The following is a 22,254-nucleotide window of genomic DNA, read 5'->3' as shown; positions in this document are numbered from 1 at the left end:
TGTGATCAGTGCTGCTTTGTCGTTTTCACAAAAATCTGCTCTAAATAGTTGATTTTTTCCTCCGTGTAGTGCTCAAATCGCTCATTGTACGATTTCGGATCTTTCGGATTGGCAAAGTGCGTGATCTTCCCTGTATCGCGGTCAATAAATTTACTTGCCGCGCCGCAGCCGATTCCGATAATCGTCTGCACCTCTTCCATAATCATGATGTTGTAGATGCTTTCTTGTCCCGGCAAAGAGTATCCGACGTTTTCAAGGTTTCCAAGGATGTTTTTCTGGCGGTATAAATAATAAGGCATGTATCCATGTTTTTTCGTCCAGGCTACCGCGTCATCCATCATTTGAGAAACCTCTTCCCTGCCGGCGACCTTGTACTTATGCTTGTTTCTCGTCATTTCTGACGCCCGTTTAAAGGAAAGCGTATGAACGGTAAGAGATTCCGGCATCAGCTTTTCCGTTTCTGCAAGGCTGTGTCTGAACTCCTTCACGCCTTCTCCAGGCAATCCGATAATCAAGTCCATGTTGATATTATTCATGCCGTGCCGGCGGGACAGATGATATTTCTCAATGGTCTCTTCAACCGTATGATGCCGTCCGATCGCCTTTAGCGTTTCGTTTTCATAGGATTGCGGATTGATGCTGATTCGGTCAATGTCATATTTGTTTAAAACGGCGAGCTTTTCTTCTGTAATCGTGTCAGGGCGGCCAGCTTCCACTGTAATCTCGCGAATGTGTTTCACATCCGGGAAGGAGCGGACCATTTCTTCATACAGCAGATCCATTTCCTCCGCTGTAATGCTTGTCGGCGTCCCGCCGCCAAAATAAATGGTTGTCACCTTCACATTATGCTTCTTCAGCCATTCACCGATTTTCTGCATTTCGTAATGCAGCCCCCATAAGAATGAGCCGACTCTGCCCGCCTGCCCTTGGATGGCATACGCAGGAAATGTGCAATACGCGCATTTTGTCGGACAAAACGGAATGCCAATATAAATACTGACTTCATCTTTCACTTGATACAAATCCGGCACTGCCGCCAGCTGCCGGTCAACAATGTCCTGCATTAATTCGATTTTCTCATCGTGAATTAAATAGTCTTTTCTCAATTCTGCATGCGCTTGCTCCTTCGGCATTCCGCTTTGCAGCTTTTTATGAAGCAGCTTTGTCGGCCGGATTCCTGTAAGGATTCCCCACTTTTGCGTGATGCCCGTGTGCGCTTGAAGAAGGTTGAGATATACATACGAAATCGTGTTTTTCACTTGCTTAAAAACTTCTTTTTCATTCATGTCGGGAGAGAAAGATTTTGTATGCTGTTCCGTGATGCCAGTTTCCTTCACCTCTCCCGAAACCGTCACACGCTCTTCCGTTTGTAAGCAGTCTAAAGAAATGACAACATCTGCGTGCTCCTCTCCGCCGTACACAAGCTCGCACTCTTCATAAAACAAATTTGCAATATTTTGCAGAGGCCGATGCAGGCGGTCATCATGTATGCCTTCTATTTTAATTTGCAACTTCATCACCTAATTTATCAAATTCAAAACTTTCTTTAGTGTACAGAAATAAACCGCTAAAATCAATCCGGCAAAAAAGCCGCCGCACCTGTCAGGGCGCGAGCGGCTTTTTTACACACGTTTCATGTGGAACTTATCAAGAAATCCTTTTCGCTGCTGCATTCGGAAGTATTCCTTCATCATGTAAGCGACACCTTGCTCATCATTGGACCTTGTGACCCAATCGGCCTTTCTCTTGATCTCCGGAGCGGCGTTCCCCATCGCTACCCCAAGACCTGCAAGTTCAATCATCGGAAGATCGTCATACTGGTGCCCAATGACCACGACATCATCCATGGTCAGCCCAAGTTCAGAAGCGACAAGGGCCAGGCCCGCTTCCTTCGAGACACCTTTCGGGACGATATTCAGCTTCTCGTCACTTACACGGATGACGTCAACCGCCGAAAAAGCTTTCGTAATCGTTTCTGTCATATCATGCTGAATATCGTGCTCCGTATACACCTCGATGACAGGCGCACTCACCGGCTCATCCATGAGAAGATCGCTTAATGATTCAACAAACTGGACGGGATAAAAGATCGGATCAGAGGGATGAATAAGTGCTTTCCCCAATAAATTAGAATTCACCTTTTTCTTGTTTCCAATGGAATACTTCTCGTGAAGAAGCCGAATATTGCATTGATAGCTCTCCAGCACTTGAACAATATTAAAAGTATGATCATCAGAAATTCTTTTTTCGAAAAACGGGGCGTCTATTTTCTCAGCGATGTATGCTCCGCTATGGGTGATCAGCTTGGCATCCAGCTTAAGCGATTTCGCTATTTTCTGTGCTGAACGAAAATGTCGGTTGGTCACGAGTGTGACGTAAATCCCTTTTTTCTTTACATATTCTATCGCGTCTTTCGTTGCCTGATGAATCTTTCCGTTCGACCGAAGCAGCGCTCCATCTATGTTTAAGGCAAGCAATTGTTTTGACACAGAGATGTCCCCCTCCTTGATGACTGTACTTGTGTATAGGATATGACCCTGTCTCTGTGTTTAGAACAACCTTTTCCGCCAAGCAAAAAAAGCCTGGCTCAGCAGACTTTATGTATGGCATGATGATAGGATACGATCGAAGCTGCCATTTTCCCTAATATCGTTATTTCGATTTACGAAAAATCATGTATCAGGAACCCCTTGTTTGACCAATGACGCGCTCCGAACACTTACTCTCTGTTGCTTATCCCCTCTATATAACGGCATGATATGCGACCGTATCCAATTGAAATCAGGTAAGTGTAGGCGCTTTCAATGCCATTATCTCAGTTTTTCTTGCTGATGACAAGGGTTTTTTTAACTAAAAAAAGTAACCAAATGATGTATACTAAGGTAGGATTTGTTGTTAATTTTTGGAGCTATCTACTTGATGCAGAACATATATTCCCGTACGATATAAACAATAAATGAAAAAGCGGTGATCAGATGGCTGATTTAAAAGAAATTTACAATGAAAAACTGATATCTCAATTGATACACCATATAAAGGCATCTTGCCCTGGTTTTCATCAAGGCCGCTTCGAGGAACATTTGCTGAAGGAAGACTGGCCTGAACTCGCTTTAAAAGAGCGGATGCGCCGCATTACAGCTTCCTTATACGAAACACTGCCAAAACCGTACAATGAAGCACTCGCTATTTTACGGGATGCAGCCCCTCATTTTAAAGGGCTCAGCGGCATTCTATTCCCTGATTATGTGGAACAGTATGGGTTAGCGCATTGGGACGAATCCATAAAGGCATTGGAATACTTTACACAATATTCTACCTCAGAATTTGCTGTAAGGCCTTTTTTGCTTTTAGATCAAGAAAAAATGATTGCGCAATTGCTAAAATGGTCTGAGCATGAAAATGAACACGTGAGAAGACTAGCGAGCGAAGGAAGCAGACCCCGGCTGCCGTGGGGAAAAACGATACCCGCTTTGAAATTGGACCCTTCCCCCGTTCTGCCGATCCTTGAGAAGCTGATGCAGGACGAGTCCTTGTATGTGAGGAAAAGCGTGGCCAATAACCTTAACGATATATCAAAAACGCACCCTCACTTGCTGAGAAAAGTCGCTGACCAATGGTACGGAACACATCGCTATGCCGATTGGATCATCAAACACGCCTATCGGACCTTATTAAAAAAGGGTGATCAACAGGCCTTAGCGCTGTTTGGTTATGAAAATGCTGATTTGATAGAATTACATGATTTCACATGCCAATCCAGCCGTATAGCCATTGGCGAAAGCCTTGAATTTTCTTTCTCTATTCATTCAGACAGGGATCAAAAAGTAAGAATTGAATACGCAATTGATTTTGTAAAAGCAAGAGGCCAGCGTCATCAAAAAGTATTTAAAATATCAGAAACAACCATAAGAAAAAACGAAACGAAGTCATACACAAAAGTTCATTCCTTTAGGGATCTAACCACCAGAAAACATTACAAAGGAATTCATACATTATCAGTAATCATCAATGGAGAGGCAAAAGATTCATTGGATTTCCAAGTTTGCTGACTGCATAAGAAAACCCCTTCTTTTCCAAGAAGGGATTTTGCTGTTTAGCCTTCGACACTGCCGTAAAGCTCTTCCAAAGGCTTCATAATGATTTTGTTCAATTCGCCGATCAGCATGCTCATGCGCTGCTCCGCTTCCATCAGCTGAGAAATTTTTTCGTGCTGCTGTACAAGCGCAACTGTTTTTTGAGCCTGCGTTACTTCTTCTTCTGTAATTTCTTCTCCTGCCATTTGTTTTTGCTGGAGTCTAAGCTGCACATCACGGAAGTTTTCAAACATGCGCTTTGCAGATTCATCTGCGTTTACTTCATCATAAAGGTTTTTTAAACGGGTGAACTCTTCGCTCCCGCGTAATGATTTTTCCAGGTCATATGCTACATCATAAAAATTAACAGCCATTGTAAATAGCTCCTTTCATCATTGCCATTTGACATACCACTCCACTATAACAGACTATGGAGCTCCTTTCATTAATCAAGGACCATTTCTTCTTAAAAAAGGGTGACAAACAACGCTTGAACCGCACCTATAATTCCGCCGAGAAGGCCTCCTAAATAGGTAATCATTTTAAATTCTTTTTTTGAAATGGACAGCACCATTTCTTCAAGACGCTGTACCGGGAATTGATCCACCTGCTCCTTGACGATTTCCTCAAGGCGCATCCGTTTTAAGACGCTTTCAAGATTGGCTGAAACGCCTTCAAGCAATTTGTCTAACAGTGCCGGCAGCATTTGCTGGGTCAATTCAGATTCATACCGGAGAGTAAGCGTTCCGATCGTCTTATTGAAGAAAGGGGCAGTCGAAAATGTTTGCAGCACTCTTCGTTTCAGGCTGAAAATGAGCGCCTTGGCATTCCATTTTTCATCTGCTTCATAAAACGTATACTCCTTCAGCTTGCCCCATTCGTTTTTCAAAAGGTCAGAAAGCAGCCTTTTTGTCTCGTCATTCCGCAAAAACTTCAGCAGCTCCGGCAACACGCGATCCGCGAGGCTGGTATTGCCCAAAAACATTTGCACCATGCTTCCAAGCATGCCGCGCTCTTTTAAAAAGTCATCAATCATATGGCCGAGACGGATTTTCCCTTCATCACTTTCAAAATAATTGATGCCGCGTGACAATATATATTCTGAGATCATCGGAATCTTTTCCTCAAGCTTTTCCTGCACTTCCAAAGGCACCAGCTCTTTTAACGATCGGTGTTCGTATTGGCGGAAAAGCTCATTCAGCTTATCATCCGTCCAGCTGCTGATCCATGCGTCTGCCGCTTCATCCGGACGCTTGATCCCGGCTCTTTCAAGCGCTTCTTTTACTGTCATTTCAGAAAGTGACAGCTTTTGAATCAGCTGTTCACCGACTTGTAGAGCCTGCTTTTTGGCTGTATCAGAGACGAGCCGCTTTTTAATGCCTTCAGGGGTTAAGAGATGATTGACGACCATCAGTCCCATTTGTTTTGCAAGCTCATCCCGTCTTCTCGGAATCAGTCCGGGTGTAAAAGGGACTCGTTTCCCAAACAAATAGTGCGCTTTATATGGCCTAAATAGCATTTGAATTGCTAAATGATTCGTCACCGCGCCAATGGCAGCGCCGATCACGATCATAAAAATAAAGGTTCCTGCAATACCCATTCCTATTCATCTTCCTCCATCTGTGCTTCATCTTTTTTCATATTGTTCATCATGTACCTATTCGTATTATAGAGGCTGATGCAATCACTTAGCAAACGAGGAGACAAATTCCTATTGTCAGAAAATCAGCTTGTCTATCTGGAATAGGGCAAGGTGAAGAATCGTAATCTGTAAAGTAGAATACCGTCAGCTGCGTTCGTCCTGAATGTTTTTACCGCAAAGCTGCTGACACCCGCCGGCAGCTTTTGAATAAAAGGGGGAGTCTCATCATGATAACACTCGGTTTTATGTCCTTATCCCGCCAGCATGAAGCGGATTATTCCGCAGAATTGGCCAAAAGAGCACCCGAATTCGGCATACGATTCATCCGGTTTACACCGTTCGATATTTCACCTGACACGTTGCGTGTCAAAGCCTCGGTCTATCATTCGGCCAACAGCACTTGGAACGAAACTGAATTAGCCATTCCAGAATATATTTATGACCGCTGTTTTTACGGCAAAGATTCACAATCCCAAAAAGCAAAGCCGATCGTTGAATGGCTCAAAAAATATCCGAAAACAGAATTCATCGGCCGGGGGCTTCCTGATAAATGGACTGTCCTTCATGATTTGCAGCAGCACGCTGTGATCAATCCTTATATTCCGGAGACGATGAAGGTGAGCCGCTATGAGCAAATCCATTCCTTTTTATCCAAGGATAAAGCCTGCATCCTAAAACCGGCGTTCGGCGCAGGAGGCAGAGGCGTTATTCTATTGGCGCTCGGCAAGAAACACATAACCGCCACGTATCACATCGGAAAGGATAAGCAGACAAAAACCTTTTCCAACCATGCTTCTTTTAAAACATGGTGCAAAAAAGTGCTACAGCATCACTATTTGCTTCAGCCTTATTTAAATATTCAAGATAAAGAGCAATACCCATGTGATATCCGCCTGTTCATGGAAAAAAACGAAGCAGGTGAATGGAATACAGTGGGAAAGGCCGTGAGACGCGGATATAAACACGGGCTGCTAGCCAATTTGTCAGGCGGGTCTGATGTACTTACATTCGATTCTTGGTTTGAAGGTATACCGAAAAGACAGCAAGTGGTCTTACTTGATGACGTGTTCTCGATTACCCAGTCGGTTCCTTATTATCTTGATGAGCGCTATGGGCCTCTGTTTGAACTAGGCCTCGATATATGCCTTGCGAAGGACGGGAGGATCTGGATATTGGATATTAATTCCAAACCAGGCAGAAAGTCAATTTTGCGAGTCTCTCCCGAGCAAAAAGAACAAATGTACACTTGTCCCCTAAAACGCTGCCAATATCTGTTTTCTGAGCAAAGCCGGAAAGGAGTTCTTCCGCGTGAATCATAAACGGTTTTTGATCGGCATAGACAAAACCAGTGAAAACACCTTAATTTTGCCCTTTTCGCTGAAAAGAGACGGTCTCTTGCATGCCGCGTTCGGAACGAAGGTTGTCAGATGCCACGTTTCTTACAGACGGCATTTAGAACAAACCGTCCTTCTCTCTGAAAATCTGTTTCACGAGCTTTTTCTTCCCCATCGAAGCAGAGCTGACATTCTGATTCATGATCATACGGTACATATCGGGCCGTTAATCGGCATCTTTACGGCAGGGTTTACCGTATCACTTGAACGCCCATTTAAGGATCGCTCCCTCTTTTTTTCAAAGCTTCTCACATTACACGAGCAAGCAGGAGGCTACTGCTTCGTGTTTGGCGCTCACCAAATCAATTGGGAGGAAGGTACGATTGAGGGGCTCCTTTACAGGGAAAACGGCTGGGAGAAAAAAGTCGTCCCGCTGCCGAACGTCGTTTATGACCGTTTGCCAAACCGAAAAATTGAAGATTCGCTTCTCTTGCAACATACAAAAAAGAGACTCATCGATGAATACCAGATTCCATGGTTTAATAAAACGTTTTTTAATAAATGGAGCGTTCATCAATTGCTCGAAAAAGATCCGAGAACAGCCCCTTTTCTGCCGAAATCCGCGCTGGCACCGTCTGAGGAGCGGATCGATGAGCTTTGTGACGCATACAAAAAAGTTTATATAAAACCGGCCAACGGAGCACTCGGAACCGGCATTTACCAGCTGACAAAAACAGACGATGGCCTGACAGTGAAACATACGAATGATGCTAAAACGTTTTCTTCAGTTGAATATTCCGATGCCGCTTCATTTCTGAAAGAATTTCAAAAACAGCACAATCTGTCCGATTTTCTCATTCAGCAAGGTGTCGATTTGATTAAGTTTCAAGGCAAACCAGCGGATTTCCGTGTCCATACCAATAAAAACAGAAAAGGAAAATGGACTGTGACAGCAATCGCCGTGAAAATTTCCGGAGAAAACAGCATTACAACACATCTTTCTAATGGCGGAATCGTCAAAACACTTGCAGAAGTATACGGTAATCCCGCTGAAAGAATTGAGGTCATTAAAAAGCTTTCTGCTGCAGCACTGACAGCAAGCCATGTGCTTCACGACCATATCGAAGGGTTGATCGGGGAGATCGGTTTCGATTTTGGCATAGATCAGAACGGTAAAGTATGGATGTTTGAAGCGAATTCACGTCCGGGTCGCAGTATTTTTTCTCATCCGAATTTGCATCATGTTGATTCTCTGACAAAACGAAGAAGCTTTGAATACGCGTCATATCTATCCGAGAAGGCGATTATCTCCCCTGAAGCGCTATGGCCTTCGTAATCTGCCCGCTTTTTTGATAAGCGGGCTTTTCTTTATCCGTCGCTGGGACAAACTGCTTCACAATTAGGCCTACAATGATGTTCTGAAACAGTGGTACAATAAAAATAATTCGTTCGTCACCAGGTCATTTGATATCAATAGTAAGGAGCGTGGCCGCCATGATTTCTCATTTCAGCTGGAAACCGTTGTTCCAAAAAGAAAAGCTGCCCGGATGGAGAATTTCGTTTTATTATAAAGGAACCCATTATGAAGGCATCTATCATAAAAGCGGTGAAATTGAATGGGGAGATTTGTTTCCCGCCCGCGCTGATGAACCTGCTCTTACAAACGAAATACATGAACTGATGCTTTTTCATATTTATGACTAGCTTAGCCTGGACGGCTAAGCTTTTTTTATGCCTTCTCAACATTTACCACTCAATTTTTCGCATGCGTCCTCGGCCATTTTAACATAATACTAGTAACAAGCCGGCAAAGCATTGGGTTACGCCGAGGCGGCAGTGACACCCGAGACGGGTCCACAGACTGGTGCAACTCCAGTTAACCCAACCATACTAAACAAAAAGGAGATTTTACACATGGCTAACCAAAACTCTTCAAATCAATTATTAGTTCCTGGCGCAGCTCAGGCTATCGATCAAATGAAACTTGAAATCGCTTCTGAGTTCGGCGTTAACCTTGGAGCGGATACAACTTCCCGCGCTAACGGTTCTGTCGGTGGAGAAATCACTAAGCGTTTAGTCTCTTTTGCTCAGCAGCATATGGGCGGCAGCGTACAATAACAACTCAATATCTGGCTATAGAGGGCGCATTTTCCGCGCTCTCTTTCTATTTGTCACCCTTTTTTCCCGCTTCACATATCCTAGAAAAAAAGGGAGGGAATGAGGGTGGCATTCATCGCCTTTGTGAATTGGGAGCTGGTTCAGTTCGTCAGTATATCCATGCTTCATGAATATGTTTCCCATCGTTCTGCCTATATGTACAGGTATTCTTTCCCGCGCTGTTCAAACTGAAAGCATCCTTTTATAATGAGGGGCAAGGAGGTTTTTTGATGAGAATCGCTTTATTTGGAGCCAGCGGGCGCGTCGGACAAGCTTTTTTGAAACAAGCGGCCGCAGATGGACAATTTGATATGTACGCTCTACTCAGAGCTCAGCAATCTGGGCTTCCCCTTCCAGAAGACCGGCTCATCATGGGAAATGCGCGCCGCCGGGAAGATGTGGAAAAAGTTGTGAAGGATGCTGAAATCGTGATCAGCTGTCTCGGCACGGATGGTGATGATACCTTGTCTGTAGCGATGGCAAATATAATCGCCATTATGAAAGAACAGCATATCAAACGGGTGATTACGATCGGTACCGCAGGCATTCTTAATTCCCGATATGAACCGGGAAAGTACCGGTTTGAAACAAGTGAATCAAAACGAAAGCTAACCCGAGCAGCCAAGGAGCATGCAAAAGTATACGAAATGCTAAAAGAATCATCTTTAGACTGGACAATCATCTGCCCCACTTACCTCCCGGACGGAGCAGCAACCGGCGAGTACCGTGTGGAGCGTAACGTTTTGCCGGAGGGCGGCACAAGCATTACGGTCGGCGATACAGCTAATTTTTTATATCATGAGCTCATTACAGGCGAGTATGCCGGATATCGTGCCGGACTGGCCTATTAACTACATAACAACCCCAAAACACGATTGTTTTGGGGTTGTGAGCATTATGCGATGGAATGTTTCTTGCCTTTTTGCAGCTCATACATTTGATAGTATTGTCCTTTGACCGCCATTAATTCCTCATGGTTCCCTCTCTCAACAATTTCTCCTTTATCAAGGACCAAAATCTGATCTGCGTTTCTGATTGTTGAAAGCCGATGGGCGATGACGAAAGTGGTGCGTCCTTGTTTTACGACATCGAGCGCCTTCTGGATCACGGCCTCTGTCTCTGTATCAATATGCGCCGTAGCTTCATCTAAGATCAAAATAGCGGGATCAAAGGCCAGAGCTCTTGCGAAAGATATTAATTGCCGCTCTCCAGAAGATAGCGTGCTCCCTTTTTCAATCACCGGTTCATTGATGCCTTGGGGCAGCTTTTCCAAAAGGCTCTCGGCCCCGACTTGCCGCAGCGCTTTTTTGATCTTTTCATCGGTCATGTTTTCATCATCAAGGCTTACGTTAGAACCGATCGTGCCCGAGAATAGGTAAGGGTCCTGAAGGACAATGCCCATGTGGGATCTGAGTTCCTGTCTTGACATGTTGTAAATGCTTTTTCCATCAATCAGAACATCTCCTTTTTGCGCATCATAAAAACGAAACAAAAGATTCAAAATCGAGCTTTTTCCTGATCCTGTATGGCCAACGAGCGCTACAGTTTCGCCTTTTTGTGCGGTAAAGGAAATATGTTTTAATACCTCTTCACCGTTTTGATATGCAAATGACACATTACGAAATTCAACCCGTCCCAGCGCACGCTCCTTTGCAGGCTCACCTGCTTCTTCCGTATTCTTTTCTTCAAGCAGTTCGAAAACACGCCCGGCGGAAACCCGTGCCAGCTCCAGCTTTGAAAACTGGTTGACAATGCCTGTGATCGGCTGAAATAACCGGTTTAAATAATCAACAAACGCGTACAGCACGCCGACAGAAACAATTCCAGCCGCATTCAGGCTCGCACCGCCAAAGTGCCAGATCAGACTGACAAACGCAAGGTTTCGGATCACATTGACAAGGTTATGGGACATTAAGGAGTTTAAATTCAGCATCCTGTTTTGAAAATAAAAATGAGATTCATTTAATTTCTCAAATTCTCTCATCGTTTCCTTCTGGTGGCGGAAAGCCTGAATAATGGTCATGCCTTGAATGGACTCATTCATCTTTGCGTTAATGTCACTGTTGATCGAGCGGATTTTTCGATTGTAATAAGACGCGTATTTTCGGTAGATAACTGACCACAGACAGATGATCGGCACAATGGCCAGGCACACTAACGCGAGCTTCACATCAAGCAGAAACAAAGCTGCGAATATGCCGACCATATAGATTCCGCTTGTCACAAATGTTGACAGCACTGTGACATATAAATCCCTGACGGCTTCCGTATCATTGGTAATCCGCGCAACCACTTTGCCTGCGGGAAGGTTATCAAAATAGCGTATTGGCATTTTCTGTATATGCGAAAACACGTCCTGCCTCATCCTCTGAATAATCCGATTGGCGCTCATCTGCAGCAAATAATGCTGTCCGTATTGAAAAAATACAGAAAAGACGAGCAAGCCTCCATAAAGACAGATCAGAAACATCATTCCTCTTATTTCCGGCTGATAGAACTGGAAAACTTCCTCTTTTGTCAGCTTTTCGGCAGCATATGTCCGGCTCTTGTCTCCGTTTGTGATTGTCAGCTTTCCTTCAGAAACCGTTCTGTTCCCGTCAAAGCTGACAGCCTGATCAACAAAATAGAACGCCATCCCCACTTGATAAATATGCGCTTCTTTTTCTTGAGAAACAGGTTCCTGCATACGGTCCTCTCTTACATAAGAGGTGCCGTGAAACTGAACGGCGTTTTTATCTTTTTCCGCAGCTTCATACCAAGTTTTCTCAATACCGAGGATATGATCGTCAATCATTTTTTTGCCGATAAACGGCCCAGTCAGTTCTGCTCCTACGGCGACAGCTAGCAAAACGACGGCTATGATCAGCAATTTCCGATAAAGGAGTGCGTATCTCCATAACGTTTTTCCTGTTTTCATGCCCCTGCTCCCCCTTCTTCCGCAGTGAACAGCTGCTGTCTTTCATATTGTTCCCGGTACCACCCATTATTGGCCATCAGCTCTTGATGGGTGCCTCTCTCAGCAATCACGCCGCCGTCTATCACAAGGATCAAGTCAGCATGCTCTACCGCGGATAAACGGTGCGTCAAAATAAATGTCGTTTTTCCTTTGCGGTTTTCTTTGATATTGCTGATAATCGCCGCCTCTGTTTTGGCATCCACAGCAGAAAGCGAATCATCCAGGATCAAAATCTCCGGATTCGCCATAAGGGCTCTCGCAATCGAAATTCTTTGTTTCTGCCCGCCGGACAGCGCCACGCCTTTTTCGCCGACCATTGTCTCCAAGCCGGACGGAAGCATGTGCACATCCTTTTCAAAATGTGCTTCGGCAATGGCTTGCCGAACCTCTTCATCACTCGCATCCTGTTTTCCGTATAGAATATTTTCTTTTACCGTCCGCGAGAACAGCAAATGATCCTGCGGCACATATCCGATCCACCCGCGTAGCCGGTCAAGAGGGATCTGCTGAATTGGTATGCCTGAGAACGTGATGCTCCCTTTGCCTGCGGGATACTGGCGCAAAAGCTGCTTAATAATCGTCGTTTTTCCGCTCCCGGTTTTCCCGGCAATCCCGACAGTCTGCCCTTTTTGCACCGCAAACGAAACATCTTGAATATTGCTGCTTGTTGAGCTTGGATATGTAAAGCTGACATGGCTGAAAACAATATCTCCAGGCTCTTTCAGTTCAGCGGGCTGCTTTGGATCTGTCACGTCCGGCTCATAAGAAAGAGTTTCATTCACCCTGTCTAATGACGCATTGCCGCGTTGCATCACATTAATGAGTTCACCGATTGCAAACATCGGCCAAATCATCATGCCGAGATAAACGTTAAAGGAAACAAGCTCGCCAAGCGTCAGTTCATTCCGAAACACAAGAAACGCTCCATAACCGAGCCCGATCAGATAGCTGGCGCCGACAAGCAGCTTCACTGTCGGCTCAAATAGCGAATCTATAAATGCCACTTTCATATTTTTCTGGTAAACATCAGCGGTCATTTCATGAAACCGGCGGACATCGTTTGTTTCCTGCACATACGCGCGAATCACCCGCACGCCTGAAACAGATTCAAGTACCTTGTCATTCAGCGCCCCGAACGCATTTTGGGCCTCCGTAAACCGCTCATGAATTTTACTTCCGTATAGACTGATGGCAATCGCCATAATAGGAAGCGGGAGAATGGCGGCAAAGGTCAGCTTCCAGCTGATCAGAAATCCCATCGTCAAAAAGATCGTCATCATAAACATCGTAGAATCGACTAATGTCAAGATGCCAAACCCCGTCGTTAAACTGACAGCCTGAAGGTCATTTGTCCCCCGCGCCATCAAATCGCCTGTCCGGTTCTTTTCATAAAACGGCGGAGACATGGCCAGCAGATGCCCCATCAGCTTCGTACGAAGAATTCTCTCCATCAGATTCGCTCCGCCAAACAGCTGGTGCATCCAAAAATAAGACATGATATACACGACCGCCGTCAGCACAATAAAGATACCGATATAAAACAGCAGCCCATCCGCAGTAAACGCCCCAGATTTCATATCATCTATGGCGTTTCCCAAGAGCTTCGGCGGAAACATTTCAATGACATTGACTCCTAATAAGAGCACAATCGCAATTGTATAGCGCAGCCAGTATGCTTTAAAAAACCAGCCAAGCTTTTTCAATACTGAGAACATCAATCCTCATCTCCTTTATCTCATCAGCCGCCTTCTATTTTTTCCTTGCTTCCTTTTTCGTTCAGTTTGGTACAAGTTGGTCTTGTCTCTGTATTTTTCTTCACATCCCATACACCTGTCCTTCCTTGATTTTGTATATAAAAAAGGCATGAAGCGTCAGCTCCATGCCTTTTTTAACCAATATGATATGCATAGCGCTTTTCAGCGCGCGGCTAGACTTAAAAAACCGTTCAATCAAACAGAACATGGGGTTTGCCGCGCCAATATGAAGCTGTTTTGTAAACACGCAAATTCCTTGGCATAGCAAACCCTCCTTCCATTTTTCGTCTTTTTTTCATCATATAAACAAAACCTTTTTTGTCAATATTTTCTTCATAAGGAAATGGTTAATTGTACTAGGATCCGGGTATTGTCTTGTAAGACGTTTTTGAAAGGGTGAGAATGATGTTTCATGCTGAACGTATTATCGTTGCGTTTGACGGAAGTGAAAACAGTAAGAGAGCGCTTCAGACAGCCATTGATCTTGCTAAAACCGTAAATGCCGCCATTACCATCGCCCATTCACATGATGTGAAGGACACTCAGACCATCATCGACCCGCCAAGGCCCGAAGCGGGAGCAAGCTATATTGGCGGTGGCATGACGAATGTTCCTGATCCTCTTATATCAGATGTCGCACCAACTCAGCCAGTCATCTACGAAGACCGTACGGAAGAAGTCATCGCCGAAGCCAGAATGATGCTCAATGACCAGCAGGCCGATGGAGATATCGATATAGTAGAAGGCGATGCGGCAGAGTCGATTATTGAGCACGCAACCCGCATTTCCGCCGATTTGATCGTAACCGGAAGCAGAGATCAAAACAAGCTGAAAAAGTTATTATTTGGAAGTGTGAGCGAAAAACTTTCAGCGAAATCAGATATACCCGTCCTGATTGTAAAGTGAGCACGCCCTGTGCTCACTTTTTTAAATTCAAAATTGTGAAAAAACATAGATTTTCGTTTTTTTCTGTTATAATGCTTTCGTGCCCAAAAGCACAAAAGCATTAAAGATCATATGGGGTGTTATTTTGGATTCTCAAAAAAAGCTGACGTTTCCGTTAGCCGTCGGTTTATTTATATTGATGTTAGGCATTATTATTTCTTGCTTGTTTTTGCTTCATATAGAACCGCATATCCCGCTGTTTCTATGTGTTATTACCCTTTCAGCAGCCGGTTTATGGTGCGGGTTCCCTTGGAAGACCCTAGAAAAAGGAATGGCCGATGGGATCAAGAACGGCGTACAGCCGATTATCGTTCTGGCGCTGATCGGCATCTTAATCGGCGCTTGGATGTACAGCGGCGCCATACCGTCCGTGACAGTTTATGTCCTGTCCTTTATTGAACCCAGCCACCTTCTTTTGACTGCTTTGTTTTCCTGCATGATCATCAGCACGCTTGTCGGCTCAAGCCTGACAACTGTGAGCACGATTGGAGTCGCACTGATCGGCGTGGCGAGCGCGGCCGGTGTTCCGCTTGAATGGGTGGCAGGTGCGGTCATATGCGGCGCATGCTTTGGTGATAAAATGTCGCCGATGTCGGATACAACCAATTTTGCCGCCGGTATAGGCGAAATACCGATTTTTGAGCACATTCGCCATATGATGGGCACTACTATTCCGGCTTTGCTTATCACCGTCGTGCTGTTTTACTTTCTCGGTTTATCAGTATCCGCGGACACTGCTTCTACCGATGATATTCAACATGTCATAACCGGAATCAAGGATGCTGCGAATGTGACGCCATGGGCGCTTCTTTCACCGCTCTTAGTCGTTTTGCTGGCGGTTAAGCGTGTCCCCGTCATTCCCGTTCTGACTGCCGGAATTATTTCCTCGGGAATGTTAACGGCTATATTTGTCCCTGACAGCAGCATACAAGGGTTTATGACAGCTTTGCAACATGGCACGGCGTTCGAAACTGACAATGAGCCTGCCGCTAAAATCATCAACAGAGGCGGACTGCAATCCATGATGGGCTCAGTTTCGCTCATTATCATCGCTTTTGCACTCGGCGGATTGATGGAGAAAATCGGATTGATTTCCGCGCTGTTGGAGGGTGTCATGAAAGGCATCCGCTCAAAAGGCCAGCTGATTGCGGCAACTGTCTGTTCAAGCATCGGCGTCAATTTGGCAACTGGTGAACAATATTTATCGATACTAATACCGGGACAATCATTTAAAACCTTATACGACAAACAAAACATCCAGCGAAAATTTCTTTCCAGATCCTTAGAGGACGGCGGGACATTAATGAATCCGTTGATCCCTTGGGGCGTATGCGGAGCCTTTATGGCAAGCGCGCTTGGCGTTCCCGTCATAGACTATATCCCGTTTGCATTCTTCCTTTATATATCTCCGATGCTCTCAATTCTGGTTGGATTTATTAAAAAATAAAAAGAGCCCCGCTTGCAAAAAGCGGGCTCTTTTTTATGCTTCATTCCGGAATGATCTCTGCCTGCTGAATGCTTTCTTGAAAAGCAGCCTGAAGCTGTTTTGTCACCGGTCCGGGTATGCCGCTTCCGACCGATTCTCCATCGAGCGTCACAACCGGAATGATCTCTGCCGTCGTAGATGAAATAAAGATCTCTTCCGCCTGTTTCAGTTCTTCCTCACTGACAGGCGTCTCATCAAACTTGATGCCGTTCTTTTCAATCAGCCCTAAAATATTCATCCGTGTAATGCCATTAAGAATGAGCCTGTTAGCCGGATGCGTTCGCACCGTCCCGTTGATAACGGCGTAAACGTTAGAGGATGTACCTTCCGTAACAACACCGTCTCTTATTAAAATGGCCTCAAATGCTCCCGCTTCATAGGCCTTTTGCTTCGTCATGACATTGTACAGTAAATTCAGACTTTTAATGTCACATCTCAGCCAGCGAAGATCCTCATCTGTAATGGCTGCCACTCCGTATGCCTGTTCTTGCTGGGGTTTTTTCACAGAAAATGTGTAAGCAGTCGTCTGCGGCTCAAGTCCAGCTTCATACTGATGCTTTCGCGGCGCCACACCTCTTGTCGTCTGAATGTATACCGCTCCCTCACTGACCGCATTCTCCTGTACAAGCTTTTGCAGGTCCCACTCGAGGTCTTCTCTACTAAACGGCAATGATATTCCAATTTCAGCCGCACTTCTGAAAAAACGCTCAGCATGCTCACGCAAGCCGAACAAAACTCCTTTGTACACCCTGATAACCTCATAGATCCCATCGCCAAACTGATAACCGCGATCTTCCAAATCGATCGAAGCTTCGCTGCGCCCAACCAGCTGGCCATTGACTAAAACCTTCATAAAAGCACTCCCTTTGCGAGATTTCCCTGGTGTTTTTCAAGCTGCCATTGTCACTTATTCTACCATATTGGATGAGCTGAAAAACAGAAAGATCAAGAGATCTATAGCGGGAAGGCGTTTAATTTTTTCTTAAAATCTGACATTTCGACAATTTTTCTATGTTCTTTCCATTTTTGTTCCTGTATACTTGATTGGTAATACATAGGTTGTAAACATATGGCATCTTTCTAAACTGCCTGTTGTACAGCGATATGTAGAGATTTTATGCCAACGGAGAGATTGTTATGCGACAAACGAGAGGAGACACTTCTCCATCTGCAGTTTCGCTTGCTTTTAAATTTGCAAGTTTAGCAGTTTTATGTGTACTGCTTTTGATGATGGTGATGTTGGGTTATTCCAACAGCTCAACGAAAGCAAAGGAAGTCACTGTCACAACAAACGGCCAGCTTCGCAATGAGAAGGAAAGCTTGAAGCTGAAAAGCGACTCCCCCGATCTGCTGATCAAACATCTGCAGACGAAACAGAACATGGGAGACAAAACGGTTTACCTAACCTTCGATGACGGCCCGTCAGCCTATACAAACCGCTTGCTCGACGTACTGAAACAAGCTGATGTCAAAGCGACATTTTTTATGCTGTCACCGCGGATGATTGAATTCAAACAAGCTGTGAAAAGGTCGGAAAAGGAAGGCCATGCACTCGGTTTACACGGCGTCACCCATAATAACAAATTATTCTATCAAACACCGACATCTCCGTTAAAGGAAATGCAGGCGGCGCGTGATACGCTGCAAGACATTACAGGATATAAAACCGATCTTGTCAGAACGCCATACGGCAGCAAGCCGTCACTGACCGCCTCACAAGTCCGCAATCTTGAGAAAGGCGGTTTTGTGTACTGGGATTGGACCATTGACAGCATGGACTGGAAATACCGGAATTCAGAATATGTGACGGCCGTACTACAGCAGCTGGAGAATATGGAACATAGCCATTCAAGCAGGCCATATGTCATTCTCATGCATGATCTTCCGGCTACTGTGAACGCGCTGCCGGCATTAATCCATAAGCTAAAAGAAAAAGGCTATTCCTTTGGAGTGTTAGAGGACACAATGGTTCCTGTTCACGAATAAAAAAGTGAGGCGCGATTATGCGGCCTCACTTTTTTATTCCCAAACTTCGGGCAAACTCTCCAATTTTTTGATGAATGACCATGTCAAACAAGCTGTCGCAATACGTCGGCTCTAGGTTAATGATGACTTTCTTTATGCCGGGAATCCGGCTTGCGTCCTCAGGCACAAACCTTGCCGGAGCGACTTCGAGAGACGTGCCGATGACCAATAAAAGATCTGCTTGATCCAGCTTTTCATAAAGGGTCTCAAAGTGCAAGACGGCATCGCCAAAGAGAACCACATCGGTTTTTAATACCGTTCCGCAAATCCCACCATCTTTTCCGGCCGCCGTACACTCCGGCACCTCCCGCTCCAGCAAATGAGGCAACTCATACTGTGCGCCGCATGCCGGGCAGGCTCCTGTCTGAATAGAACCATGCAATTCGTACACATGTCTGCTTCCGGCTTTTTTATGAAGTCCATCAATGTTTTGCGTAAAGATATCGACCTGCTTCCCTTGCTTCTCCAGCTCAGCTAAAAGCAAGTGCCCTTCATTCGGTTCAAAGCTGCCGCTCATTTTCATCTGGAACAATTCTTTAAATTTGGGCCAAAACAGACGCGGGTGGCTCAAAAAATATTCAAGGCTCATCGCTTCCATTCTTGAGGCATCCTCCGTCCAAATCCCCCCTGCTGAACGAAAGTCGGGAATTCCTGATTCAGTGCTCATTCCAGCTCCGGTCAGCACGACAATTCGCTGTCCTTCATTTAGAATATGTTTGAATGCTTCCAACTCAACACCGCCTTTTTCTCTTATTTTACCACGAAAAAAACTCCGCCTCTGTCAGACGAAGTCTTTCCCTTTTTAAGCCCGTTCCTTTTCTTCTTTACTACCATTCACTTGGAACGGATCATTTTGATGTTTTTGCTTTACAAAAACCATTTGGCCGGGATATGCGAACTCGACGCCTTCTGCGGCGAGGATTTCAATGATTTTATAGTTAATATCCTCTCTAACATCGAGGTTTTCAGCCCAAACCGCTGTTTTTGTATAGAAGTTGAAAAATAAATTGTAGTAGCTGTCGGCAAACGTATCAAAGTTGACCATGATCGTTTCATTATCAACGCCCTCATGTTCTAAAAGCATGGTTCTGAGAGAACGAATGGAGCGATCGAGGTTCTCAATCGGCGTTGCGTAAGACACATGGATGGAAAACGTGATCTGGCGTTTGGTCATTCTTGTCCAGTTCGTGATCGCTTCCATCGACAGCGTAGAGTTCGGCACCGTTACAAGCGCCCCCTGTGCGGTTCTGAATCTCGTGCTTCTGAAGGTAATATCCTCTACTGAGCCCGTTACCGTCGACGTCTCCACCCAGTCACCGATGGTAAACGGCTTTTCGGTAATAATAATGATTCCGCCGAAGAAGTTGCTGATGGTATCCTTCGCTGCAAGCGCAAAAGCAAGTCCGCCAAGTCCGAGGCCTGCCACAAATCCATTGACATCATAATTGAATTCCTGAGCGATCACACTGACACTGAGCGCAACGATGACAAAACGAAGCAATTTGGACAAAAACGGCGCCAGAATGTCATCCATGTCCAGCTCGAAGCGCTGATTCACCTTATGGAAGATAAACGACGACGCTGCGGTCAAATTACAAAGCCCCCAGCACAAAAGCGCCACAATCAGTGAGCGGTATATGTTGCTGATGAGAGGCATTTGTTCGTCTAAAAACGGTGAATACCGGATCGCTAAAAACAGCCCTAATGCCACAAAAAACCATCTGGCCGGCTTTTCAAATGCCACAACCACCTGTTTGAAAATTTCTGTTTTCCGCCGATTCGTGAGATTAAAAAGCAACTGAAAAAAATATCTTGTAAACAGTTTTCTAAGTATAAGAAACACCAGCAAAATCGCTAAGCTGATGCCGATTTGTATCATTTTATCGAGTGTGAAGTATTGCTGCAGATCATCTAGCATAAGAGTCTCCCTTCTATTTAAATCAAATGTTTATTATACTAAAAGATTCGTAAAGATGCTCATCTAAATGTCTATTTTTCAGCACAAAACCCCGGCATTCCGCCGGGGTCATTTCTCAAATGATCTATTCAGCCAGATTCAATAGGGACAGTCACTTACTTTTTTTCGTTTGTGTCTGATCAAGGAGAGTTGCTTTTTGCATTTCAGCGTCCGTTTCGGCTTTAATTCTTTCCTCCACTCTGATTCTCCCTTTTCCCATGATCTCGCCTCCTTTTTTGCTATTATAAAGTAACAGAGTGTTTTGTGAAGATGTCGAAAGCCCCAAATTCTTGACGAAAAAGGTTCTGATACGCTGAGTGTCTTTTTTTTAGTTATACGCGATTTCCAGCCCGGACCATTCCGATATGGCAGAAAAAATTCACCAGTTTGTATCGCCGCGCATATATGGATTTGATACAATAACAGAAATGCCCATATGAGGAGCTGACTTAGCGTGTACACCATTGCCCACCGCGGAGCATCAGGTTACGCTCCGGAAAATACGTTTGCCGCATTTGACCTCGCGGCGGAAATGAATGCAGATATGATCGAACTGGATGTCCAGCTTACAAAAGACAGGCAGATTGTTGTGATACACGATGACAGGGTTGACCGAACAACAAACGGATCGGGTTTTGTTAAGGATTTTACATTGGAGGAATTGAGAAAGCTAGATGCAGGGAGCTGGTACGGCCCCGCTTTTCAGGGAGAGCGCATTCCAACCTTGGAAGAGGTCCTCAAGCGCTATCACAAAAAAATCGGCCTACTAATTGAATTAAAAGGCCATCCATCTCAAATCGGAATTGAAAAAGAAGCGGGACAGCTGTTACGGCAATTTTCTTTTTCTGTCGATAATATTGTTCAATCCTTTCAGTTCCGCTCCGTCCAGAGGTTCCGTGAGCTTTATCCATCATTTCCGACAGCAGTTATTACAAGGCCCAACTTTGGCATGCTGCCCAGAAATCAGCTGAAGGCCTGCCAATCTATCGCAAACTATGTCAATATTAAATACACAAGACTCAATCGTCTGATGATCGCTTCTGCCCATAAACATGGCTTAAAAGTATTTGCATGGACTGTTAAAAACCAAAAAACAGCAGCGAAATTACAAGCCATGGGCGTGGACGGTATCGTAACAGACTACCCGGATTTCATCAAAAAGGATGGCAAATATGAAAATGTATAGCGCGGTTTTTATCGGAGGCGCGCTTGGCGCCCTTCTCCGGTACGGAATAAACATGTGGATACAGACCGATCAGTTCCCGGCAGCAACCTGGCTCGAAAACGCGGCAGGCAGCCTTCTATTAGGCATTCTGACCGGTTTTTTTATGATCAGGGCAAAACGGCCTCTGCTGTCGGCTTTTATAGGCACTGGCTTTTGCGGCGGCTTTACAACAATGTCCACATTTTCTAAAGAAACGGTGATGCTTTTACAAGCACAATCCTCACTGGCTATTTTGTATGCGGCGGTATCATTGACAGCAGGAATCGTTCTTGCGCTGATCGGCGTACTGGCGGGACGGCGCATAGCCGGCAACCAGCAAAGAAAGGAGATGCGGGAAAATTGACACTGGCGGGTATTTTGATAGCGGGCGGCCTTGGCGCGATGCTGCGCTTTTGGCTTGGCAATGTCGTCACCGCCAAAACCAAAGGTCTTAGCCTGCCCATTGGCATACTAACAATTAATATTCTGGGAGCTCTTGGGCTGGGAATGTTTACAGGGCTTCACATCGCCAATGATTCGGCCTCCCTCATCATGGGCACGGGATTTTTCGGCGCCTTTACAACCTTTTCCACTTTCAGCGTTGAAAGTGTGCAGCTCCTGCTGGCCAAACGCGTTATGGAAAGCATCCTGTACATCACCCTAACGCTTTGCGGGTCAATGTTGGCGTTTTGGTGCGGCTGGACAATTGCAACGTAAAAAA

At 45.1% G+C, this 22,254-nt stretch carries 24 protein-coding genes; 13 read left to right on the top strand and 11 right to left on the bottom strand.

What is annotated here, in order from left to right:
- Positions 1-5: 5 nt before the first annotated feature.
- A complete protein-coding gene (locus tag M1D98_RS05230) occupies positions 6-1,511 on the bottom strand; it encodes a coproporphyrinogen III oxidase (RefSeq protein ID WP_268574236.1) in 1,506 nt (501 codons plus the stop codon).
- A 111-nt stretch (positions 1,512-1,622) separates the two neighbouring features.
- Entirely contained in the window at positions 1,623-2,489 is an 867-nt protein-coding gene (locus M1D98_RS05225) for a Cof-type HAD-IIB family hydrolase (RefSeq protein ID WP_010329231.1), read from the bottom strand.
- Between the two features lie 486 nt (positions 2,490-2,975).
- Here M1D98_RS05225 and M1D98_RS05220 point away from each other — a divergent pair, with 486 nt between their 5' ends.
- The gene (locus M1D98_RS05220) at positions 2,976-4,049 is read left to right on the top strand and encodes a DNA alkylation repair protein (protein WP_121642239.1); all 1,074 of its coding nucleotides are present in this window, start codon (positions 2,976-2,978) and stop codon (positions 4,047-4,049) included.
- 44 nt (positions 4,050-4,093) lie between these two features.
- Here M1D98_RS05220 and M1D98_RS05215 read toward each other — a convergent pair whose 3' ends face one another.
- Together M1D98_RS05215 and M1D98_RS05210 are read right to left on the bottom strand one after the other, a co-directional pair.
- Positions 4,094-4,447, bottom strand: a complete 354-nt coding sequence (locus M1D98_RS05215) for a YlbF family regulator (RefSeq protein WP_010329229.1) — start codon at positions 4,445-4,447, stop codon at positions 4,094-4,096.
- A gap of 92 nt (positions 4,448-4,539) precedes the next feature.
- Positions 4,540-5,673, bottom strand: coding sequence for a DUF445 domain-containing protein (locus tag M1D98_RS05210; protein WP_121642238.1), 1,134 nt, complete (start codon positions 5,671-5,673; stop codon positions 4,540-4,542).
- Positions 5,674-5,942: 269 nt separating this feature from the next.
- Here M1D98_RS05210 and spaC point away from each other — a divergent pair, with 269 nt between their 5' ends.
- The 6 genes from spaC (at position 5,943) to M1D98_RS05180 (ending at position 10,057) form a co-directional block, all read left to right on the top strand.
- Positions 5,943-7,034, top strand: a complete 1,092-nt coding sequence (gene spaC, locus M1D98_RS05205; protein ID WP_435576778.1) for a spore coat associated protein SpaC — start codon at positions 5,943-5,945, stop codon at positions 7,032-7,034.
- Positions 7,024-8,385 carry a YheC/YheD family endospore coat-associated protein gene (locus M1D98_RS05200; protein WP_121642236.1) on the top strand — a complete coding sequence of 454 codons (1,362 nt, stop codon included), beginning with the start codon at positions 7,024-7,026 and terminating at the stop codon, positions 8,383-8,385. Before spaC ends, M1D98_RS05200 begins: the two co-directional genes overlap by 11 nt.
- A gap of 149 nt (positions 8,386-8,534) precedes the next feature.
- Complete coding sequence (locus M1D98_RS05195) at positions 8,535-8,753, top strand: YheE family protein (RefSeq protein ID WP_082022484.1); 219 nt, start codon at positions 8,535-8,537, stop codon at positions 8,751-8,753.
- Between the two features lie 210 nt (positions 8,754-8,963).
- Entirely contained in the window at positions 8,964-9,167 is a 204-nt protein-coding gene (gene sspB / locus M1D98_RS05190; protein ID WP_121642235.1) for a beta type acid-soluble spore protein SspB, read from the top strand.
- Between the two features lie 105 nt (positions 9,168-9,272).
- Complete coding sequence (locus M1D98_RS05185; protein ID WP_082022483.1) at positions 9,273-9,398, top strand: hypothetical protein; 126 nt, start codon at positions 9,273-9,275, stop codon at positions 9,396-9,398.
- Positions 9,399-9,436: 38 nt separating this feature from the next.
- A complete protein-coding gene (locus M1D98_RS05180; protein WP_435576777.1) occupies positions 9,437-10,057 on the top strand; it encodes an NAD(P)H-binding protein in 621 nt (206 codons plus the stop codon).
- Positions 10,058-10,101: 44 nt separating this feature from the next.
- On the opposite strand, the gene bmrD is transcribed toward M1D98_RS05180, so the two are convergent.
- From bmrD to M1D98_RS05165, 3 genes are all read right to left on the bottom strand, one after another.
- Positions 10,102-12,123 carry a multidrug resistance ABC transporter ATP-binding protein/permease BmrD gene (bmrD, locus tag M1D98_RS05175; protein WP_456280062.1) on the bottom strand — a complete coding sequence of 674 codons (2,022 nt, stop codon included), beginning with the start codon at positions 12,121-12,123 and terminating at the stop codon, positions 10,102-10,104.
- A complete protein-coding gene (gene bmrC / locus M1D98_RS05170; RefSeq protein WP_121642232.1) occupies positions 12,120-13,877 on the bottom strand; it encodes a multidrug ABC transporter ATP-binding protein BmrC in 1,758 nt (585 codons plus the stop codon). The genes bmrD and bmrC overlap by 4 nt, the downstream gene beginning before the upstream one ends.
- 100 nt (positions 13,878-13,977) lie before the next feature.
- Positions 13,978-14,163, bottom strand: a complete 186-nt coding sequence (locus M1D98_RS05165) for a hypothetical protein (protein WP_435576894.1) — start codon at positions 14,161-14,163, stop codon at positions 13,978-13,980.
- A gap of 158 nt (positions 14,164-14,321) precedes the next feature.
- On the opposite strand from M1D98_RS05165, the gene M1D98_RS05160 reads away from it, so the two are divergent.
- Positions 14,322-14,822, top strand: coding sequence for a universal stress protein (locus M1D98_RS05160; protein WP_435576775.1), 501 nt, complete (start codon positions 14,322-14,324; stop codon positions 14,820-14,822).
- Positions 14,823-14,946: 124 nt separating this feature from the next.
- Complete coding sequence (gene nhaC, locus M1D98_RS05155; RefSeq protein WP_435576774.1) at positions 14,947-16,308, top strand: Na+/H+ antiporter NhaC; 1,362 nt, start codon at positions 14,947-14,949, stop codon at positions 16,306-16,308.
- A 40-nt stretch (positions 16,309-16,348) separates the two neighbouring features.
- Here the strand turns inward: nhaC and dat are convergent, their stop codons facing one another.
- Positions 16,349-17,200, bottom strand: coding sequence for a D-amino-acid transaminase (gene dat, locus M1D98_RS05150; protein WP_268528592.1), 852 nt, complete (start codon positions 17,198-17,200; stop codon positions 16,349-16,351).
- 284 nt (positions 17,201-17,484) lie between these two features.
- On the opposite strand from dat, the gene M1D98_RS05145 reads away from it, so the two are divergent.
- Positions 17,485-18,333, top strand: coding sequence for a polysaccharide deacetylase family protein (locus M1D98_RS05145; protein ID WP_268533077.1), 849 nt, complete (start codon positions 17,485-17,487; stop codon positions 18,331-18,333).
- Positions 18,334-18,358: 25 nt separating this feature from the next.
- Here M1D98_RS05145 and M1D98_RS05140 read toward each other — a convergent pair whose 3' ends face one another.
- From M1D98_RS05140 to M1D98_RS05130, 3 genes are all read right to left on the bottom strand, one after another.
- Entirely contained in the window at positions 18,359-19,102 is a 744-nt protein-coding gene (locus M1D98_RS05140) for an NAD-dependent protein deacylase (RefSeq protein WP_268558634.1), read from the bottom strand.
- Positions 19,103-19,174: 72 nt separating this feature from the next.
- Complete coding sequence (locus M1D98_RS05135) at positions 19,175-20,290, bottom strand: mechanosensitive ion channel family protein (RefSeq protein WP_456280061.1); 1,116 nt, start codon at positions 20,288-20,290, stop codon at positions 19,175-19,177.
- Positions 20,291-20,441: 151 nt separating this feature from the next.
- Positions 20,442-20,549 (bottom strand): YhdX family protein, encoded by a 108-nt coding sequence (locus M1D98_RS05130; RefSeq protein WP_003224203.1) that lies wholly within the window; start codon positions 20,547-20,549, stop codon positions 20,442-20,444.
- A 234-nt stretch (positions 20,550-20,783) separates the two neighbouring features.
- On the opposite strand from M1D98_RS05130, the gene M1D98_RS05125 reads away from it, so the two are divergent.
- From M1D98_RS05125 to crcB, 3 genes are read left to right on the top strand one after another with little or no spacing between them, the layout of a single operon-like run.
- Positions 20,784-21,515: a glycerophosphodiester phosphodiesterase gene (locus M1D98_RS05125; protein WP_010329213.1), complete on the top strand. Its 732-nt coding sequence runs from the start codon at positions 20,784-20,786 to the stop codon at positions 21,513-21,515.
- Positions 21,502-21,897: a fluoride efflux transporter FluC gene (locus M1D98_RS05120; RefSeq protein ID WP_010329212.1), complete on the top strand. Its 396-nt coding sequence runs from the start codon at positions 21,502-21,504 to the stop codon at positions 21,895-21,897. The genes M1D98_RS05125 and M1D98_RS05120 overlap by 14 nt, the downstream gene beginning before the upstream one ends.
- Complete coding sequence (gene crcB, locus M1D98_RS05115; protein ID WP_121642225.1) at positions 21,894-22,250, top strand: fluoride efflux transporter CrcB; 357 nt, start codon at positions 21,894-21,896, stop codon at positions 22,248-22,250. Before M1D98_RS05120 ends, crcB begins: the two co-directional genes overlap by 4 nt.
- Positions 22,251-22,254: the final 4 nt, after the last annotated feature.

The sequence above is a fragment of the Bacillus sp. K7 genome (assembly GCF_053903245.1).
This window is presented reverse-complemented; position numbering and strand designations above follow the sequence as displayed.